The sequence below is a fragment of the Streptomyces xylophagus genome (assembly GCF_000716435.1).
GTDB classification, from domain to species: domain Bacteria; phylum Actinomycetota; class Actinomycetes; order Streptomycetales; family Streptomycetaceae; genus Streptomyces; species Streptomyces xylophagus.
Map to the genome: position 1 here is coordinate 380,176 of NZ_JNWO01000008.1, position 17,631 is coordinate 397,806.

The window sequence follows — 17,631 nt, forward strand, 5'->3', positions numbered from 1 at the left end:
ATCTGACGGGTCATCAGATAAGTACCGTCCCGCCGGAGGGGAACCCATGGCCACCGAACTGCCCCGCATCATCAGCGTCGACGACCACGTGATCGAACCCGCGCACCTCTTCGAGACCTGGCTGCCGAAGAAGTACCGGGACCGCGGCCCCCAGCCGCTCACCGCCGGCATCGGCGAACTCGCCTACGTGGCGGGCAAGTACCAGATCACGATGGACCCGGACGGGCCGCCCACCGACTGGTGGATCTACGAGGACCTCAAGTTCCCGTACAAGCGCAACATCGCCGCCGTGGGCTTCGACCGCGACGAGATGACCCTGGAGGGCATCACCCGCGAGCAGATGCGCAGGGGTTGTTGGGACCCCAAGGCGCGGCTCGCGGACATGGACCTCAACCATGTCGAGGGCTCGCTCTGCTTCCCGACCTTCCCACGCTTCTGCGGACAGACCTTCGCCGAGGCCCACGACAAGGAGGTCGCGCTCGCCTGCGTCCGCGCCTACAACGACTGGATGGTCGAGGAGTGGTGCGGCGACAGCGGCGGCCGCCTCATCCCGCTGTGCCTGATCCCTTTGTGGGACGTGGAGTTGGCGGTCGAGGAGATCCGGCGCAACGCGGCACGTGGGGTGCGGGCGGTGACGTTCTCCGAGATCCCCACTTACCTTGGGCTGCCGTCGATCCACTCCGGTTACTGGGACCCGTTCTTCGCCGTCTGCCAGGAGACCGGCACGGTCGTCAACATGCACATCGGCAGCAGCTCCCAGATGCCCGCCGCCTCCCCGGACGCGCCCCCCGCCGTACAGGCCTCGCTCTCCTTCAACAACGCGATGGCCTCGATGATGGACTTCCTCTTCAGCGGGGTCCTGGTGAAGTTCCCGACCCTCAAACTCGCCTACTCCGAAGGGCAGATGGGCTGGATCCCGTACGCCCTGGAACGCGCCGACGACGTCTGGGAGGAGCACCGCGCGTGGGGTGGCGTGCGGGACCTCATCCCGGACCCGCCCTCCACGTACTACTACCGCCAGATGTTCTGCTGCTTCTTCCGCGACAAGCACGGGGTCGCTTCGCTGGACGTGGTGGGGCGGGACAACGCCACCTTCGAGACCGACTACCCGCACGTCGACTCGACCTTCCCGCACACCAAGGAGGTCGCCCTCGACCATGTGAAGGGCCTCGACGACGAGACGGTCTACAAGCTGATGCGGGGCAACGCGATCCGCATGCTGGGCCTGGACCTCGACAAGTAATGGACCTCTCGTACACGCCCGAGGAGGACGAGTACCGGGCCCGATTGCGGGAGTGGCTGGCCAAGGTGCTTCCCACCCTGCCTTCGAAGCCGTCTCCGGACGACTGGCCCGCCCGGCGCGTCTACGACCTCGGCTGGCAGCGGATGCTCTACGACGCCGGGTACGCCGACGTGCACTGGGACGCCTCCCCGACCACCCGGCTGATCTTCCTCGAGGAGACCGAGAAGGCCGGCGCGCCCTACGTAGGGGCCAATTTCGTCGGGCTGTTGCACGCCGGGCCGACGATCGCCGCCGAGGGGACGCCCGAGCAGCGGGAGCGCTGGCTGCCGCCGGTGCTGCGCGGCGACGAGGTGTGGTGCCAGGGGTTCAGCGAACCGGACGCCGGGTCCGACCTCGCGGCGTTGCGCACGCGCGCGTGGCGGGACGGCGACGACTACGTGGTGACCGGTTCCAAGATCTGGACCTCGCACGCCGAAGTCGCCGACTGGTGCGAGTTGTTGGTCCGGACGGATGCGTCGGCGCCCAAGCACCGGGGGATCAGCTGGCTCGCGATGCCGATGGACGCGCCGGGGATCACCGTACGGCCGTTGCGGACGCTTGCCGGGTCCGCCGAGTTCGCCGAGGTGTTCCTCGATGAGGTGCGGGTGCCTGTCGGCAACCGGGTGGGGGACGAGAACGACGGGTGGCGCGTGACGATGGTGACGCTGTCCTTCGAGCGCGGGACGGCCTTTGTGGGGGAGGTCGTCGCCTGTCGGCGGGTGTTGGGTGAACTGGCCCTGGAGGCGCGGCGGAACGGGAGTTGGGACGATTCCGTGCTTCGGCGGCGGCTGGGGCGGTTGAACGCGGAGTTCCGGGCGTTGTGGCGGCTTACGCAGTGGAATGTGAGCGAGGCGGAGGCCTCCGGCGGCGTTCCGGGTGTGGGCGGGTCGGTCTTCAAACTCCGCTACTCGCACGCCCGTCAGGAGCTGTATGACGCGGCGGCGGATGTTCTTGGCCCGAACTCCCTTGATCTGGAACGGCCGTGGGTGTTGGACCGGCTGTCGTCGCTGTCGTACACCATCGCTGCGGGGACCTCGCAGATTCAGCAGAACATCGTGGCTGAGCGGATTCTTGGGTTGCCGAAGGGGCGGTGAGCGGTGCGGTTTCAACTGACCGGGGAGCAGAGGGCTTTGCAGGCTGCTGTGCGGGATGTGGTCGGTCGGTGGTCGGGTGCGGGTTCGTCGTGGCTGGTCGCGCCCCGCGGCGGAGCCGCTGATGTACACAGCCCCGCGCCCCTTCAGGGCGCTCCTCGGCTGGACCGGGATTTCTGGCGGGCCCTCGGAGAGCTTGGGGTGTTCTCCTTGCGGTTGGCCGAAGTCGACGGCGGTGCTGGACTCGGGTTGCCCGAAGCCGTGTTGGTGTTTGAGGAAGTGGGGGCGGCGCTGGTGCCTGGGCCGTTGGTCGCCACGCATCTTGCTGCCGGGGTGGTTCCAGGGGCCGCCACCGGGGAGACGGTGGTCGCCGCTGCCGACGGGAGCCTCGTGGAGTGGCTGGACGAGGCCGATGTCGTGTTGCCGGGGGCCGAGGGGGCCGTAGCGCTGCGGTCGGTGGATCCGTTGACGCCGTTGCATCGGGTGCCGGCTCCGGCGCGGACCGAGCCTGTCGCTGTTCTGCTTACCGCTGCCGAGCAGCTCGGGACGGCCGCGCGTGTGTGTGGGCTGGCGGTGCAACACGCCCGGACTCGGGAGCAGTTCGGGCAGCCGATCGGGGCTTTTCAGGCCGTGAAGCATCTGTGTGCGCAGGCCTTGGTGCGGGTCGAGGTGGCGCGGGCCGCCGTGTACGCGGCTGCCGTGACCTGTGATCCGGTGGACATCGCGGCGGCCCGGCTGCTGGCCGACGAGGCGGCCGTGCGTGGGGCCCGGGACTGTCTGCAGGTGCATGGCGGGATGGGCTTCACCTGGGAGTCCGAGGTCCATCTGCATCTGAAACGGGCGTGGGTGCGTGCTCGGCGTGGTGGGGGCGGTACGGAGAGTGAGGATGTGCTCGCCGCGGATCTGGTGGCCGGTGCGGCGTGACGGGGCGCTGGGCTGCGGCGACCGGCGTGGGCTCGACAACGGTGTCGTGGATCGTGGCATATCGGAATCACGGAGCGTTGATATCGGGTTGTGTCCTATGCGTGACTCGTCACGGCCCGGAGTCGGCTGTGGGCTCCGGTACCTTGTGTGGGATGCGAGTGGTTCAAGGTACGAGCCATGCCGGTGTTGCCTGTGAGGCGGCCCCGGATCGGGTGGCGCGCTCCGCCGCTCGTACGGCAGAACGGGCTTTCACCCCTGCCTGTTCGACTTCCCGCGGCGAGCGTCGCACAGTATCCCGCACACGTACTCCTTCGCGCTGGAATATGCCCGAAGCGCTTGTTGGGGTGACTGAACGTCAACCATGCTGTCTCGCAAGGGATTCACGTTCCGTGACCCTTGCTCTGACCCTTGCCCTGGCCATTGTTCTGGCCATGCAGGAAATGGCTACGATCGTGGCCCTCGTGAGGCGCGAGGCTATGTGTCCGCCGGTTCGGATGGTGTGAGCGGTGCAGGTGCTTCAAATGCAGCTGGAGATCCGGCCCGACCCCGCGGAGGTGGGGCGGGCCCGACGGTGGGCGCGCTCGCGGCTCGCGGGCTCCGGGATAGAAGCCGACGAGCCGCTCGCCGAGACGCTGATCCTCCTCGTCTCCGAACTCGTCACCAACGCCGTGGTGCACACCGGCTGTCCGGCCGTGCTGCGGCTCTCCCTGCCGGGTGTGGTGACCGAGTCGGCGACCGTGCGCCTCGAGGTGGCCGACACCAGCTGTCAGGCCCCCGTGCCGCGCTGCGCGGAGGGCGACGAGACCGGTGGGCGCGGCCTGGCCCTGGTGGACGGCCTCGCCGACCGCTGGGGCTGGAGCGCCGAGGGTACCGGCAAGCGCATCTGGTGCGAGATCGACCGGAACAGTGAACCCCGGGAGGCCGCGGCCGCGTTCGGGGGCGGCGTCACGGCGTACGAGGGGTTCGAGTTCGAGGGCTTCGCGTACGAAGCGGTGTAGGTGCCCTGTGCAAGTGCCGGGCGGAGATGCGCCGGGCTGTGCTTCCGTGCGCGCCCTGTAACAAATGGGGCTTACGGAATAAATCCCCGGACGGGCGTTGACGCGACGTGACCGCTTGGTCACGCTTGTGGGCAGCGATTCGCCGCGAGGGGACGACGAGGGCTTCGGTGACGGGGGCCCTCGGCGAGTGTGGGTCGTGTTCGGCGTGGGCCCCCTCGGGGCCGGGGGCCAGGACGGGGCGCCGGAGTCGGATGGCGGCACGCGGTGCCGTGCTCGGGGCGGGCAGCAGCGGGCCGCCATCCGACCGTAAGTCCGGCCCTCGTCAAAACCGGACTGCTCTAGAGGATGGCGATCGGGGCCACCGGGGTTCCCGTCGCGCCCACGAAAGGTTCGGGCATCGCCGACAGGAAGAACGCGTAGCGGTTCTCTTGTCCACAGGCTGTGGACAACTCTTCGAGATTCCAGTTCTGGCCCTGCAGCATCCCCATCTCGACCAGATCGAGGGCGTGCACCGGCAGCCACAGGTTCTCGATCTCCGGCGGAAATATCTCAAAGGTCAGCGTGTCATTGGCGACCGCGGCGACATCGCGCGCGTGGAACCACTCCGGCGTACGGACCGAGAGACCGGGGGACGGGTAGCCGTACCCGTGCTTGTCGCCGGACAGGTACACCTGGATCTGGCCGGTCCGTACGAGCACGATGTCTCCCGATCGGACCTGGGTGCCCGTGAGTTGCTCGGCCGCCTCCAGGTCCTCCGGCGTGACCGCGTGGCCGCCTTCGAGCCGGTCGACGCCGCGCGCGCGTGCCACGTCCAGCAGCACCCCGCGCGAGACGATGTGCCGCGCCTTGTCGATGCCGCTGAACTCGGCCCCGCCGTGCGGGGTTACGGTCCCTGCCGGGCGGCCGTTGTAGAGCTTCCCGGAGTGCGAGACATGGGTCAGCGCGTCCCAGTGGGTGCCGGCCTGCAGGCCCATGGTCACGGCGTCGTCGCTGCACGCCACCGTTCCCGGGCCGAAGATTTCCTGGTTGATCTGCACCATCGCGTGCAGGGGGTTGACCCGGCCGGGCATCAACCCCGTCTGTACGCCGTCGTGTTGGAGGGGGAGAGCGAGGGGGATACGGCGGCCGGTCCGGATCTCGGTGGCTGCCTCGCGGATCACGTCGTCTGTGATCAGGTTCAGCGTGCCGATCTCGTCGTCCGACCCCCAACGGCCCCAGTTGTTCACGCGCTTGGCGATGTCGTGGAACTCCGGACCAAGTGTCGGCTGTGACATCGGGGCCTCCCCGGGGCTTGTCTCCAGGCATCTGACGGGTCGTAGAATCTGAGTCGAATCTAACGGACCGTCAGAAACTGCGGGAGGGGCCGGACATGGGGAACTTCTTGGCAGGCAAGGTCATCGCTGTCACGGGGGCGGGCCGGGGCATCGGGCGTGCGGTCGCGCTCGGGGCGGCGGCCGAGGGGGCGCGGGTCGTCGTCAACGACTACGGCGTCTCGATGGACGGGGCGTCGCCTACGAGTGAGATCGCCGAGGGTGTGGTCAAGGAGATCTTGGCGGCGGGCGGGGAGGCCGCTGCCGTTGCCGATGACATCTCAACCATGGCTGGTGGGCAGCGGGTTGTTGATGTGGCGCTGTCTTCGTACGGGCGGCTCGATGGGGTTGTCTGCGTTGCCGGGATTCTTCGGGAGCGGATGCTCTTCAATATGTCCGAGGAGGAGTGGGATCCCGTTCTCGCCACCCATTTGAAGGGGACGTTCACCGTTTTCCGGGCGGCTTCTGCGGTGATGCGGAAGCAGCGGGGCGGGACGTTGATCGGGTTCACCAGTGGGAATCATCAAGGGTCGGTTTCTCAGGCCAATTACAGTGCGGCGAAGGGCGGGATTATCTCGCTGGTGCGGAGCGCTGCGTTGGGCTTGAACAAGTATGGGGTTACCGCCAATGCGGTGGCTCCTGTTGCTCGTACGCGGATGTCGGCGAACGTTCCCATGGAGTTGGCGGAGATCGGGTCTCCGGAGGATGTTGCGGCGCTGGTTGTTTATCTGTTGTCGGACTCCGCTCGGGAGCAGGGGGTTACCGGGCAGGTTTATACCGTTGCCGGGCCGAAGATTGCGGTGTGGGCTCAGCCTCGGGAGTTGCGGGCGGCGTATGCCTCCGGCGGTTGGACGGCTGAAAAGATCGCGGAGTTTTTGCCGGGGTCGGTGGGGGTGGATCCGATGCCGATGCTTTCTCGGTTGCAGGAGATGGAGAGGGCTGCGCGGGGTGGGGAGCGGCCTAACGCCTAGTGGGGTGGGGGTGCGGTTGTGTGGCGTGTGCGGGTGCGTTGTGGCTGGTCGCGCAGTTCCCCGCGCCCCTGGGTTAGTCGACCTGGCCGGTGTTGGAAGGGAACCCCCTGTGGATTTTGGATTCGCTGCCGAGGATGAAGTGTTTCGGGCGGATGTGCGGGCCTGGCTGTCGGATCATGCCGAGTCCGGGCAGGATCGGCGTAGTTGGGAACGGGTGCTCGGTAAAGCCGGGTGGATAGGGCTCGGTTGGCCGGAGCCGGGTTATGGGAATCGGACCGGCACTCTCACCCAACAGGTCGCCTGGGCCGAGGAGTACGCGCGGTCTTCGGCACCGCCGCGGTCCGGGCACATCGGGGAGAATCTGCTCGCGCCCACCCTCATCGCGCACGGCACCGATGAGCAGAAGGCTCGCTTCCTGCCCGCTATTGCTGCCGGGGACGAACTCTGGTGTCAGGGGTACAGCGAGCCGGGGGCCGGGTCGGATCTTGCGGGGGTGCGGACCGCTGCTGTGTGGGATGCGGGGGACGGGGGGTATCGGATCAGTGGGCAGAAGATCTGGACCTCGCTTGCTCATGAGGCCGACTGGTGTTTTGTGTTGGCGCGGACCGAGGTGGGGTCGCGGCGGCATCGGGGGTTGAGTTTTCTGCTGGTGCCGATGGATCAGCCGGGGCGTGTCGAGGTGCGGCCCATACGGCAGTTGACCGGGACGAGTGAGTTCAACGAGGTGTTCTTTGATGGGGCGCGAGCGCGTCGCGAGCATCTTGTGGGGGGTGAGGGTGGGGGCTGGGGGGTTGCCATGAGCCTGCTCGGGTTCGAGCGGGGGGTGTCCACCCTTGCCCAACAGATCGGGTTCGCCGGTGAGTTGGGGCGGGTGGTGGAGGCGGCCGTCGCCTCCGGGGCCGTGCTCGATCCCGTGTTGCGTGATCGACTCGTGCGGCAGTGGGCCGAGTTGCGGGCCATGCGGTGGAACGCCCTGCGGACGCTCGGGCGGGCCGGGGACGCCGGGGCTCCCAGTGTGGCCAAGCTGTTGTGGGGCGGATGGCATCAGCGGCTCGGGGAGTTGGCGATGTCGGTGCGGGGGGCTGCCGCGACGGTGGGGCCGGCGGACTGGTCGCCGACCGCGTCGTACGAACTCGACCTGCTCCAGCACCTGTTCCTCTTTTCGCGGGCCGACACGATCTACGGCGGCTCGGACCAGGTTCAGCGCACGATCATCGCCGAGCGGGTGCTCGGTCTGCCCAGGGAACCCAAGGGGGTCGTCTGATGCGCGGTGTGGTCTTCGACGGCAAGCAGGTCCAGGTCGTGGACGATCTGGAGGTGCGGGAGCCGGGGGCGGGGGAAGTGCTGGTCGCTATTTCGGCGGCCGGGTTGTGTCACAGCGATCTGTCTGTGGTGGACGGGACCATACCTTTTCCCGTTCCTGTGGTGTTGGGGCATGAGGGTGCGGGGGTGGTGGAGGCCGTGGGTGTGGGCGTCACCCATGTGTCGGCCGGGGATCATGTCGCCCTTTCCACGCTCGCCAACTGCGGGACCTGCGCCGAGTGCGACCGGGGGCGGCCGACCATGTGCCGGCAGGCCATCGGGCGGCCGGGGAAGCCGTTCACGCGGGGCGGGCAGCCGGTCTACCAGTTCGCCTCCAACTCGGCCTTCGCCGAGCGGACCGTGGTCAAGGCCGTGCAGGCCGTGCGGATTCCGAAGGACATTCCGATGCCGTCCGCCGCGCTCATCGGGTGCGGGGTGCTGACGGGGGTCGGGGCTGTGCTGAATCGGGCTCGGGTCGATCGTGGGGACAGTGTGGTGGTGATCGGGACCGGGGGGATCGGGCTCAATGTGATTCAAGGGGCGCGGATCGCGGGGGCGTCGCGGATCGTCGCGGTCGACGCGAACCCGGCGAAGGAGGAGGCGGCGCGGAAGTTCGGCGCGACCGACTTCCTGAAGTCCACGGAAGGGGTGCGGGACCTGCTGCCCACGGGGGCGGACCACGCCTTCGAGTGCGTCGGGCGGGTCGAACTGGTCCGGCAGGCCGTCGACCTCCTCGACCGTCACGGCCAGGCGATCCTGCTCGGCACGGCACCGGCGACGGCGGAGGCGTCCTTCCTCGTCTCGTCGATGTTCCTGGACAAGTCGATCCTCGGCTGCCGGTACGGATCGTCCCGACCCCAGCGGGACATCCCGCTGTACACCCAGCTCTACCGCCAAGGGCAGCTGCTGCTCGACGAGTTGGTCACCAGGACGTATCCGGTGGAGGACTTCGAGAAGGCGGTGGGGGACCTGGAGGCGGGGCGGGTCGCGCGGGGGGTTCTGACGTTCTGACCGATGTACGGGCTGCTTTGACGGTGGCATGCCGGGAGTTGTCCACAGGCGCGGATAATCCGTGGGCGTTGTCAGTCACGGCCCGTAGCGTTTCGGCATGACCTACCGCGATGTCGTCTCCCGACAGGTCCTGACCTGGGCCTGCACCGCCGTCGGCGCCCGTATGCCCGTGGCGATGGCGCCGCTGGCCCTGGTCTTCCTGGTGCGCGAGCGGCCGGGCGGCTACTCGCTGGGCGCGATACTCGCGGCGGCCTTCGTCATCGGGGAGATCGGCTGTGCGCCGGTGCTCGGGATGCGGTTGCGGCCGGAGCGGGCTCGGGTCCAGCTGGCTGTCGGGCTCGCGTGCGGGACGCTCGGGTTTCTGGGGCTCGGGGTGTTTCCGGGGGCGCATCCCGCGGTGCTCGCCGGGTTCGCTTGTGTCGCCGGGGGCGCGCCGGCCGCCGCCACCGGTGGACTGCGCACCCTGCTCACCGAGTTGGTGCCCGCGCGATCCGTGGCGCAGGCGTTGTCCGTCGAGTCGATACTCACGGCGGGCGGGTGGGCCGTGTCCCCGGCCGCGGTGGCCGGGCTGGCGCTCGGGGTCGCGCCGCGCGTTCCGCTGCTGCTCGCGGCCGGTCTGATGGCGTGGTCGGTCGCGGGGTTGTGGCTGTTGCCGGCCCGGTGGGGCGCGGGTGGTGAGGGAGGAGGGGGCGCTGCTCCGCTGCTCCGGGTGCTCGTCGGTGCCTGGCCGGTGTATGTCACGGGCGCGGCCAGCCTCGCCCTGCTCGGACTCTCCGAACTCGTCCTGCCCGCCCTGCTCGAACAGCGCGGCATCGCCGTCGGCTGGTCCGGCCCGCTGCTTGCCGGGATGGCGATCGGCGGTGGGTTCGGCGCGTTCGGCTACGGCATCCGGAACTGGCCGGGACTGTTGCGCACCCGCAGCGCGGTGCTGATGGCGGGAACCTCGGCGTGTGTGGCGCTGGCCGCGCTGATACCGGCCACGGCGGGGATCGCGGCCACCGTGGGGATCGCGGGCGCGCTCGCCGTGGGCGGCGCGCTGCAGTCGGGCGCGATGCTCACCCGGAATCTCTCCCTGCGCGAGGTGCTGCCGCCGAGCGCTCTGGCCGCCGGCTACTCGCTCATGTACGCGGCGGCGGGCGCGGGTTACGCGGCGACGGGTTCGCTGGCCGGGGCGCTGCTGCGGGTGGTGGCGCCGTCGACGGCGATCCTGGCGGGGGTCTGCCTGACCATGGCGCTGGTTGTCACCGGCTGGTGGGGTGAGGTGCGGCGGGCGGGGCGTGCGACGGGGGGTGCCGGTGTCGCCGTAGCGCTGGGGGGTGTTGGCGCGGAACCGGTCGCCGATGGTGCGGAAGGTGCGGCGATACGTGGTCGGGGTGACCCCGAGGGGCGCCTGTAGATCTGTGGAGTGGTGTGCTCCGGCGCGGAGTTGGCGGTGACGTCGGAGGCGACGGTGGTTACGGCGGCGGTTACGGCGGTGATTCTTACGAAGCTCGGACGTCGGGGCCGCGTGCGCCTTTTGCCCGCTTACGCCCCTTCGCTGCGGGCTAGCGTTACAGCCGTCCGGCATTGAGCGTGAGCGTCCTGGGCCCGTCGGAAGGTGGGGCCGAGGTGTGCCGTTCTGCCGGTTTCTGATTCCGCCTCAAGTTCCCGCATCCCGCATCCCGCTTTCGTAAGAGGAGTACTCAGACATGGCTCTCGCCAAGGCCCGTATCTCCCGCGCCGCCCGGATCGCCCGTGTTGCCCGTACGACGGGCGTGGGTGCCGTCGCGGTCGCCGCTGCGGCCCTCTTCGCCGCTCCCGCTGCCAGCGCGGCCGGCGCCGCTGATGGTCACCACGGCTCCGACTCCCGTGCGCATTACGGCAGTTCGACGGTGTTCGTGCAGACCGACGACACGACCGCGAACACCGTGGTCGCCTACGAGCGTGCCGCCGACGGCACCCTCGCCCAGAAGGGCGTCTACCGCACCGGGGGCAAGGGCGGTGTGCTGGCCGGCACCGTCGTGGACCACCTGGCCTCGCAGGGGTCGCTCGCCTACGACCGGCGCCACCAGTTGCTCTACGCCGTCAACGCGGGCAGCAACACGGTGACCGTCTTCGCCGTGCACGGCGACCACCTCCGCCGTGTCCAGGAGATCTCCAGCGGCGGGGAGTTCCCGGTCAGCGTCACCTTCCACGGTGACCGGGTCTACGTCGCCAACACGCTCGGCGGCGGTTCCGTACAGGGCTTCGTGCGGACCGGCGAGCGGCTGGTCAAGGTCCCCGCGTGGCACCGCGATCTCGGTCTGAGCGCGGCGACTTCGGCCGTCGGGCAGATCTCGTTCACCCCTGACGGTTCGAAGCTGGTGGTCACCACCAAGGCCTCGGGGCAGAGCATCGACGTCTTCCCGGTCACCCGTCACGGCGGGCCGTCCGCGCAGCCCGTGGTGACCTCGCTCCCCGGGGCCGTGCCGTTCGGCTTCGACTTCGACTCCGCCGGTCGGATCCAGGTGACGGAGGCCGGGACGAACTCGGTGGGTACCTTCGCCGTCGCCCGTGACGGCGGACTGACGGCGAAGGGGACGGTCCCGACGGGTCAGACCGCCACCTGCTGGGCGGTGACCGTCGGCGACCACGTCTACGCCTCCAACGCCGCCAGCGGCACGCTCTCCGGCTACCGGGTCGGCCCCCGGGGCGAGTTGACCGCACTGGGCAACACGGCGACCGACGCCGGCACGGTGGACGCGGCGGCTTCGTCGGACGGGCGGTACCTCTACGTCCAGACCGGCGCGAAGGGCATCGTGGACGAGTTCCGGGTCGGCAGGGACGGCTCGCTCACCGCGATCGGCTCGGTCGTGGTGCCGGGGGCGGTGGGCGGCGAGGGGATCGTCGCCGGCTGACAGACGGGGGGAGAGGGACGGCCGGGGCACGGGTTCAGGGCGCGGTGCCGACACCGCCGTAACTCTCGGACCCGCTGCCCCGGATGCCGGTGCCGGTGCCGGTGCCGGTCTCGGTTCGGAAGGTGCGGCGGTACGTCGTCGGGGTGACGCCGAGGGCCGTCTGGAGATGCTGGCGCATCGACTGGGCCGTGCCGAAGCCGGCGTCCGTGGCCACCTGGTCCATGGAGAGGTCGGTGGACTCCAGGAGGTGCCGGGCGCGTTCGACGCGCTGCTGGGTGAGCCACTGGCCGGGGCTGACGCCGACCTCCTCGCGGAAGCGGCGGGTGAAGGTGCGCACCGACATGGCCTCCTGCTCGGCCATGTCCCGCAGCTGGATGGGTGCGTGGAGCCGGCCCAGCGCCCAGGCGCGGGCGGCGGTCGTGGTCGCCAACTGCGGGTCCGGGACCGGGCGGTGGATGTACTGCGCCTGACCGCCGTCGCGATGGGGCGGTACGACCGTGCGGCGGGCCACGTCGTTGGCGACCGCCGTGCCGAAGTCCCGGCGCACCATGTGCAGGCACAGGTCGATGCCGGCCGCGACACCCGCCGAGGTGAGCACGTCGCCGTCGTCGATGAACAGGACGTCCGCGTCGACCTCGATCCGCGGGAACAGCTGCTGGAAGCGCTCGGCGTCCGCCCAGTGCGTGGTCGCCGGGCGGCCGTCGAGGAGACCGGCGGCGGCGAGGACGTAGACGCCGGTGCAGATGGAGGCGAGGCGGGTGCCCGGGCGGATGCGGGCGAGGGCGTCGGCCAGTTCCGGGGTGAGGACGCCCTCCTCGAAGACCGGGCCGAGTTCGTACGACGCCGGGACGATCACCGTGTCGGCGGTGGCCAGGGCCTCCGGGCCGTTCGGGACCTGGATGGCGAAGTCGGCGTCGGTGTCGACCGGGCCGGGCGGGCGGATCGAGCAGGTGACGACCTCGTACAGGAGTCGGCCGGTCTCGGGGTCCCTGGGGCGGCCGAAGATGCGGTGCGGGATGCCCAGCTCGAAGGGGAGGAGGCCGTCGAGGGCGAGCACGACGACGCGGTGCGGGCGGAAACCCTCGGTGGCGGTGGCGGTGGCGGTGGCCATGGCTCGATCCTAGCGAATGCTGTCCTTCGGGCCAATGGCCCGCCGGGGTCCCAGGCCGGAAGCTGTATGTCGTGACCCAGACAACCGAACCGACCGCCGCTGTGAACGCGGTCCGGCCCACCCGGACGAACCGCCCGCGGCGGAGCCGCAAAATGTCACTGCACAGGGCTTGGTTCGTCGCCGCCGTCACCTTCGTGACGATCATCGGCGCGGCGGCCTTCCGCTCGCTGCCCGGCCTGTTGATCGATCCGCTGCACCAGGAGTTCGGCTGGTCGCGCGGCACGATCGGGGCGGCGGCCTCGATCAACCTCGCGCTGTACGGGCTGACGGCCCCGTTCGCGGCGGCGCTGATGGACCGCTTCGGCATCCGGCGCGTCGTCGCGGTCGCGCTGACCGTGATCGCGCTCGGGTCCGGCCTGACGGTGTGGATGACGGCGCCCTGGCAACTGCTGCTCTGCTGGGGCCTGTTGGTGGGTCTGGGCAGCGGTTCGATGGCTCTCGCGTTCGCGGCGACGGTCACCAACCGCTGGTTCACTACGCGGAAGGGCCTGGTCACAGGCATCCTCACGGCGGCCTCGGCGTCCGGCCAGCTGATCTTCCTGCCCCTGCTGTCGTGGATAGTCGAGGAGCACAGCTGGCGCCCGGCCGCCGTCACGGTGTCCCTCGCGGCCCTCGCGGTCGTCCCCTTCGTCTGGCTGCTGCTGCGCGACCACCCGGCGGACGTGGGCGTGAAGCCGTACGGCGCAACGGAGTTCGTACCGAAGCCGGAACCGGTGCCGGGCGCAGCCCGCCGTACGATCGCCGTCCTCTTCAAGGCGGTGCGCACCGGCCCCTTCTGGCTGCTGGCCGGGACCTTCGCGATCTGCGGCGCCTCCACGAACGGCCTGATCCAGACCCACTTCGTGCCCGCCGCCCACGACCACGGCATGCCCATCACGGCGGCGGCCTCCCTGCTCGCGGTGATCGGCGTCTTCGACGTCGTCGGCACGATCGCCTCCGGCTGGTTCACCGACCGCTTCGAACCCCGCCGCCTGCTCGCCGTCTACTACGCCCTGCGCGGCATCTCGCTCCTGTTCCTGCCGATGCTGCTGGCTCCGACGGTCCACCCGCCCATGCTCTTCTTCATCGTCTTCTACGGCCTCGACTGGGTCGCCACCGTCCCGCCCACCTTGGCCCTGTGCCGTGAGCAGTACGGCGAGGACAGCGCGATCGTCTTCGGATGGGTCCTCGCCTCCCACCAGATCGGCGCGGCCCTCGTCGCCTTCCTCGGCGGGGTCGCCCGGGACGCGTTCGGGTCGTACGACATGGTCTGGTACGTGTCCGGGGCGTTGTGCGCGGTGGCGGCGCTGATGGCGTTGGTGATCCGGCGGCGGGGCGTGCCGTCCGCGATGACGCCGGCGGTGGCGGTGTGAGGAGGGGGACCCGGCGCCGTAACCCTGCCAAGTCCCCACTGTCCGGGCGCACTTGACGCCGGCGGAGCCCCGCCGCGCCCGGCCCCTAATTGCTGTGCGTCCGTGCCGGGTGGTCGGTATAAAGACCCGGTCGGCCGGACGGCCGGGCGGGTGGTCCGGAGAGGCCCCCGCCGTCTCGAACGCGTCAGGGGTGGGGATCGACAGTGTTGTTGCGGAGAGTACGCAGATGGATCACGGTGGCCGTGGCGGCCGCCGCGCTCGGCATGGGGGGAGCGACGGCCGCGCACGCGGCGGACCCGCCGGAGGTCACCTACGCGGCGAGCGTGTCGGACGACCTCGGGATCCTGCAGATCGGTGCCAGGTCCGGGGCCGACATCAAGAGCATCACGGCACACCTGGTCTCGTACGCCTCGCAGACCGAGGTCGCCGAGATCGGGACCAAGGACTTCCGGCTCTTCTCCGGCACCCGCCAGGACGGCACCTGGCGCACCAAGAAGCCGGTGAAACTGCCCGAGTTCGGCTCGTACCGCATCGACGTGGAGGTGACGGACGCCGACGGCGGCCATGTGTTCCAGCAGTCCGCCGGGGACTTCGCCTACTTCGTCATCGCGAAGTTCGGCGCGCTCACCGTCGACCGCACCGCCATCGACCGGGACCACCGTGACGTACAGGTCGAGGGGACGCTGTACGGGCGGTGGCCGACCCGTCAGGTGAAGCCTCTTGCCGCACGGCAGGTCCAGATCGACGTCGACTACTGGACGCAGACCACGGTGACCACCGACGCCCAGGGCCACTTCACCGCCTCCGTACGGCTCGACGCCGCCGCGTCCGTCCAGGCCGTGTTCGCCATGGACGGGGGCACGCCGACGGTGCTGCCCGGGGAGTCCGAGCTGATACAGATCGGTGTCGACCAGATTCCCACCCGGTTCACGTCCACCGTGAGCGCGACCGACATCGACCTCGGTCAGCCGGTCACGGTCAGCGTCAAGGTCGAGCAGGAGACCGCGGACGGCTGGGTGCCGCTGGCCGGGCTCTCCGGGGGCGTCCTGTTCGGCCCCGACGACGCGCAGAGAGATGGCGTGGGCCGCTTCACCACAGCCGACGACGGCACCTTCACCATGACGTACACGCCCTGGCGGGGCGGCTACTTCCAGTTCGCCCTGGACACCTCGGACGACCCGTTCCTCCAGGCCGGCACCGGTACGAGCGATGTCGTCCACGTGCACGGGGCGTCGAAGTTCACGGCCTTCACGGCCGCCCGCTCCGACGCGGGACAGGTCCACGCCGAGGGGATCATCGACTTCCCCGACGGGGGGTCGCCCGGCCGGATCCACGTCCATCTCCAGTACTCGCCCGACAGCGTGAACTGGTCGACGCTCACCACGGTCGAGGCCTCCTGGGGCGGCGACGGCAACGACTTCGCCGCGGACCTCGACCAGAGCGGTGCCGGCTACTACCGGGCCGTCTTCGACGCCGACAACAACTTCCAGTCGGCGACTTCGCAGACTGTCTTCGTGCCGGCGTCCGACTAGGACCTGCCCGGTGAGCGGGGTGTGCCCGGGCGCCATGGGTCCCGGGCACACCCCGCTCAGTCGCTTCCGTCAGTCGGCGTCCGCACCGGGGCGCTGCTGCGCCCCCGCCCCCGGCCCCTGAGTTCGGTGTCGAACGTCTCCTGGGCGACGCGCATGGCCTCGGCGTACTCGGGTTGCCGCAGCCGCTTCCACATCTCGTCCTCGGGGACGTCCTCGACGTGGGCGACCACCCACCAGATGTTGCCGAAGGGGTCCTTGATCCGCCCTCCGCGCTGTCCGAAGGCGTGGTTCGCCAGGGGAGTGACGACGCGGCCGCCGGCGTCGACGGCCCGGGAGAACGCCCGGTCGGCGTCGGGTACGAACACGCGGAGCAGGCTCGGCATGACGGGCCAGTCCGCGGCTCGGTCGAAGGCGAGCACGACCGTGTCCCCGACCCGGATCTCGCCGTGCCCGACCGCCCCGTCCTCGGTCACCACCCGCCCGAGCTCCTCCCCGCCGAACGCCGCGGCGACGAAGTCGAGAAAGGCTCCCGTGTCGTCGGTGACGACCCAGGGCGCGACGGTGGTGTAGCCCTCCGGCGCGGAGTTGGTCTGCTGGGGCATGGGGGTTCCCTTCGTCGCTGCCGGGTGTCGGGGCGACCGTAGGGGCGGGGTAGGTCAATCTCTGACCTACTGAAGCCCGGTGCGGCGGTTCACGTGAGGGCGGTGGCCAGCAGGGTGAAGGCGGCGATGATGACGGCGACGCGGACGTAGTGGTAGCGGTCCCAGCGGTTCATCTGCTCCTTCCAGTCGTCGGGCCGGTTCTCGGGGGTCCACGTCTTGCCCTGGTTGTTGATCGGGACGAGCAGCAGGATCGACATGATCACGCTCACGATCAGCAACGCGGCGGCGGTGACGACGAGGCCGACGCCGGGGTGGTGCCATTCGGCGACCGCCCAGACCGCGGCGAGGACGAGCGAGCCGATGTACCAGAACGGCATCAGGGCGCCGAGCATCCGGCCCCCGTGGGCGCGGCCGAGTTGGCCACTGTCCTCGGGGAGGGCGTCGAGGATCCGGTTGATGACAAAGGCGACGGAGAACTCCACCCCCACCATCAGGCCGACGACCACGGTGGTGAAGACCTCGAGTGCGTTGAGCATCATGACCCCTTCCAGAATCTAGCGTCGCTAGCCGATGAGGCAACGCTAGACCTACTGCCGCTCGATTGTCTAGCGGTGCTAGGATCGATTCATGTCGGTACAGGAACGCAAGGAGCGCGAACGGGCGGGCCGCGAGCGCCTCATCGTGGCGACGGCCCGCGAACTCGCCGAGCAGCAGGGCTGGGACGCGGTCACCACCCGCCGGCTCGCCGAGCGCATCGAGTACAGCCAGCCCGTCCTCTACAGCCATTTCCGCGGCAAGCGCGAGATCATCGGCGCCGTGGCCCTCGAAGGCGCCGCCGAGATGGCCACGGCGCTGCGGGCCGCGACCTCCGCCGCGGCCGGCCCCCGCGCCCGGGTCATCGCCCTCGCCCGCGCCTACCTCGACTTCGCCGCACGCAACCCGGCGGTCTACGACGCCATGTTCCAGCTCGACGGCGGCCTGGCGTTCGCGCACGAGGACACCCCGGAGCCGCTGAAGGACGCCTTCGCCGCCCTGCTGGAAAGCCTCGGCGAGGTCGCCGGGGACGGCGTCCACCCGGCACTGTTCACCGAACTGTTCTGGGCGGCCCTGCACGGGCTGGCCACCCTGACCCGGGCGGGGCGGCTGCCGCCGGAGGACACCGAGCGGCGGACGGAGCTGCTGGTGGACCGGCTCGCCATGCTCTGACCC

16 protein-coding genes are annotated in these 17,631 nt (G+C 70.0%); 12 read left to right on the forward strand and 4 right to left on the reverse strand.

Annotated features, from left to right (window positions below; genetic code table 11):
- The first annotated feature begins 46 nt into the window (after nt 1–46).
- From OO70_RS21760 to OO70_RS21775, 4 genes are all read left to right on the forward strand, one after another.
- The gene (locus tag OO70_RS21760) at nt 47–1,243 is read left to right on the forward strand and encodes an amidohydrolase family protein (RefSeq protein WP_043673793.1); all 1,197 of its coding nucleotides are present in this window, start codon (nt 47–49) and stop codon (nt 1,241–1,243) included.
- Entirely contained in the window at nt 1,243–2,376 is a 1,134-nt protein-coding gene (locus tag OO70_RS21765) for an acyl-CoA dehydrogenase family protein (protein WP_043673796.1), read from the forward strand. Before OO70_RS21760 ends, OO70_RS21765 begins: the two co-directional genes overlap by 1 nt.
- A 3-nt stretch (nt 2,377–2,379) precedes the next feature.
- Nucleotides 2,380–3,297, forward strand: coding sequence for an acyl-CoA dehydrogenase (locus tag OO70_RS21770; RefSeq protein WP_043673799.1), 918 nt, complete (start codon nt 2,380–2,382; stop codon nt 3,295–3,297).
- A 521-nt stretch (nt 3,298–3,818) separates the two neighbouring features.
- Nucleotides 3,819–4,295, forward strand: a complete 477-nt coding sequence (locus OO70_RS21775; protein WP_043673802.1) for an ATP-binding protein — start codon at nt 3,819–3,821, stop codon at nt 4,293–4,295.
- 338 nt (nt 4,296–4,633) lie between these two features.
- Here the strand turns inward: OO70_RS21775 and OO70_RS21780 are convergent, their stop codons facing one another.
- A complete protein-coding gene (locus OO70_RS21780) occupies nt 4,634–5,569 on the reverse strand; it encodes a cyclase family protein (RefSeq protein WP_043673805.1) in 936 nt (311 codons plus the stop codon).
- A 95-nt stretch (nt 5,570–5,664) separates the two neighbouring features.
- On the opposite strand from OO70_RS21780, the gene OO70_RS21785 reads away from it, so the two are divergent.
- The 5 genes from OO70_RS21785 (at nt 5,665) to OO70_RS21805 (ending at nt 11,765) form a co-directional block, all read left to right on the forward strand.
- Nucleotides 5,665–6,576: an SDR family oxidoreductase gene (locus OO70_RS21785; protein WP_043673806.1), complete on the forward strand. Its 912-nt coding sequence runs from the start codon at nt 5,665–5,667 to the stop codon at nt 6,574–6,576.
- 109 nt (nt 6,577–6,685) lie between these two features.
- Complete coding sequence (locus tag OO70_RS21790; RefSeq protein ID WP_043673807.1) at nt 6,686–7,840, forward strand: acyl-CoA dehydrogenase family protein; 1,155 nt, start codon at nt 6,686–6,688, stop codon at nt 7,838–7,840.
- The gene (locus OO70_RS21795) at nt 7,840–8,889 is read left to right on the forward strand and encodes a Zn-dependent alcohol dehydrogenase (protein ID WP_043673808.1); all 1,050 of its coding nucleotides are present in this window, start codon (nt 7,840–7,842) and stop codon (nt 8,887–8,889) included. Before OO70_RS21790 ends, OO70_RS21795 begins: the two co-directional genes overlap by 1 nt.
- Before the next feature lie 97 nt (nt 8,890–8,986).
- Nucleotides 8,987–10,285 (forward strand): hypothetical protein, encoded by a 1,299-nt coding sequence (locus tag OO70_RS21800; protein ID WP_043673810.1) that lies wholly within the window; start codon nt 8,987–8,989, stop codon nt 10,283–10,285.
- Nucleotides 10,286–10,577: 292 nt separating this feature from the next.
- On the forward strand, nt 10,578–11,765 hold the full coding sequence (locus tag OO70_RS21805; RefSeq protein WP_043673811.1) for a lactonase family protein: 1,188 nt from the start codon (nt 10,578–10,580) through the stop codon (nt 11,763–11,765).
- A gap of 34 nt (nt 11,766–11,799) precedes the next feature.
- Here the strand turns inward: OO70_RS21805 and OO70_RS21810 are convergent, their stop codons facing one another.
- A complete protein-coding gene (locus OO70_RS21810; RefSeq protein ID WP_043673813.1) occupies nt 11,800–12,876 on the reverse strand; it encodes a GlxA family transcriptional regulator in 1,077 nt (358 codons plus the stop codon).
- Nucleotides 12,877–12,947: 71 nt separating this feature from the next.
- On the opposite strand from OO70_RS21810, the gene OO70_RS21815 reads away from it, so the two are divergent.
- Both OO70_RS21815 and OO70_RS21820 read left to right on the forward strand, forming a co-directional pair.
- Entirely contained in the window at nt 12,948–14,288 is a 1,341-nt protein-coding gene (locus OO70_RS21815; protein WP_043673816.1) for an MFS transporter, read from the forward strand.
- 236 nt (nt 14,289–14,524) lie between these two features.
- On the forward strand, nt 14,525–15,820 hold the full coding sequence (locus tag OO70_RS21820) for a hypothetical protein (protein ID WP_043673818.1): 1,296 nt from the start codon (nt 14,525–14,527) through the stop codon (nt 15,818–15,820).
- 56 nt (nt 15,821–15,876) lie between these two features.
- Here the strand turns inward: OO70_RS21820 and OO70_RS21825 are convergent, their stop codons facing one another.
- Nucleotides 15,877–16,422: a VOC family protein gene (locus OO70_RS21825; protein ID WP_043673821.1), complete on the reverse strand. Its 546-nt coding sequence runs from the start codon at nt 16,420–16,422 to the stop codon at nt 15,877–15,879.
- Nucleotides 16,423–16,511: 89 nt separating this feature from the next.
- On the reverse strand, nt 16,512–16,958 hold the full coding sequence (locus OO70_RS21830; RefSeq protein WP_043674109.1) for a DUF1772 domain-containing protein: 447 nt from the start codon (nt 16,956–16,958) through the stop codon (nt 16,512–16,514).
- Between the two features lie 91 nt (nt 16,959–17,049).
- Here OO70_RS21830 and OO70_RS21835 point away from each other — a divergent pair, with 91 nt between their 5' ends.
- A complete protein-coding gene (locus OO70_RS21835) occupies nt 17,050–17,628 on the forward strand; it encodes a TetR/AcrR family transcriptional regulator (protein WP_043673824.1) in 579 nt (192 codons plus the stop codon).
- Nucleotides 17,629–17,631: the final 3 nt, after the last annotated feature.

Bases quoted from the DNA above. Each gene is read 5' to 3' on its own strand.
- OO70_RS21760 (WP_043673793.1), top strand. From the start codon at position 47: ATGGCCACCGAACTGCCCCGCATCATCAGCGTCGACGACCACGTGATC.
- OO70_RS21765 (WP_043673796.1), top strand. From the start codon at position 1,243: ATGGACCTCTCGTACACGCCCGAGGAGGACGAGTACCGGGCCCGATTG.
- OO70_RS21775 (WP_043673802.1), top strand. From the start codon at position 3,819: ATGCAGCTGGAGATCCGGCCCGACCCCGCGGAGGTGGGGCGGGCCCGA.
- OO70_RS21780 (WP_043673805.1), bottom strand. From the start codon at position 5,569: ATGTCACAGCCGACACTTGGTCCGGAGTTCCACGACATCGCCAAGCGC.
- OO70_RS21785 (WP_043673806.1), top strand. From the start codon at position 5,665: ATGGGGAACTTCTTGGCAGGCAAGGTCATCGCTGTCACGGGGGCGGGC.
- OO70_RS21795 (WP_043673808.1), top strand. From the start codon at position 7,840: ATGCGCGGTGTGGTCTTCGACGGCAAGCAGGTCCAGGTCGTGGACGAT.
- OO70_RS21800 (WP_043673810.1), top strand. From the start codon at position 8,987: ATGACCTACCGCGATGTCGTCTCCCGACAGGTCCTGACCTGGGCCTGC.
- OO70_RS21805 (WP_043673811.1), top strand. From the start codon at position 10,578: ATGGCTCTCGCCAAGGCCCGTATCTCCCGCGCCGCCCGGATCGCCCGT.
- OO70_RS21810 (WP_043673813.1), bottom strand. From the start codon at position 12,876: ATGGCCACCGCCACCGCCACCGCCACCGAGGGTTTCCGCCCGCACCGC.
- OO70_RS21825 (WP_043673821.1), bottom strand. From the start codon at position 16,422: ATGCCCCAGCAGACCAACTCCGCGCCGGAGGGCTACACCACCGTCGCG.
- OO70_RS21830 (WP_043674109.1), bottom strand. From the start codon at position 16,958: ATGCTCAACGCACTCGAGGTCTTCACCACCGTGGTCGTCGGCCTGATG.
- OO70_RS21835 (WP_043673824.1), top strand. From the start codon at position 17,050: ATGTCGGTACAGGAACGCAAGGAGCGCGAACGGGCGGGCCGCGAGCGC.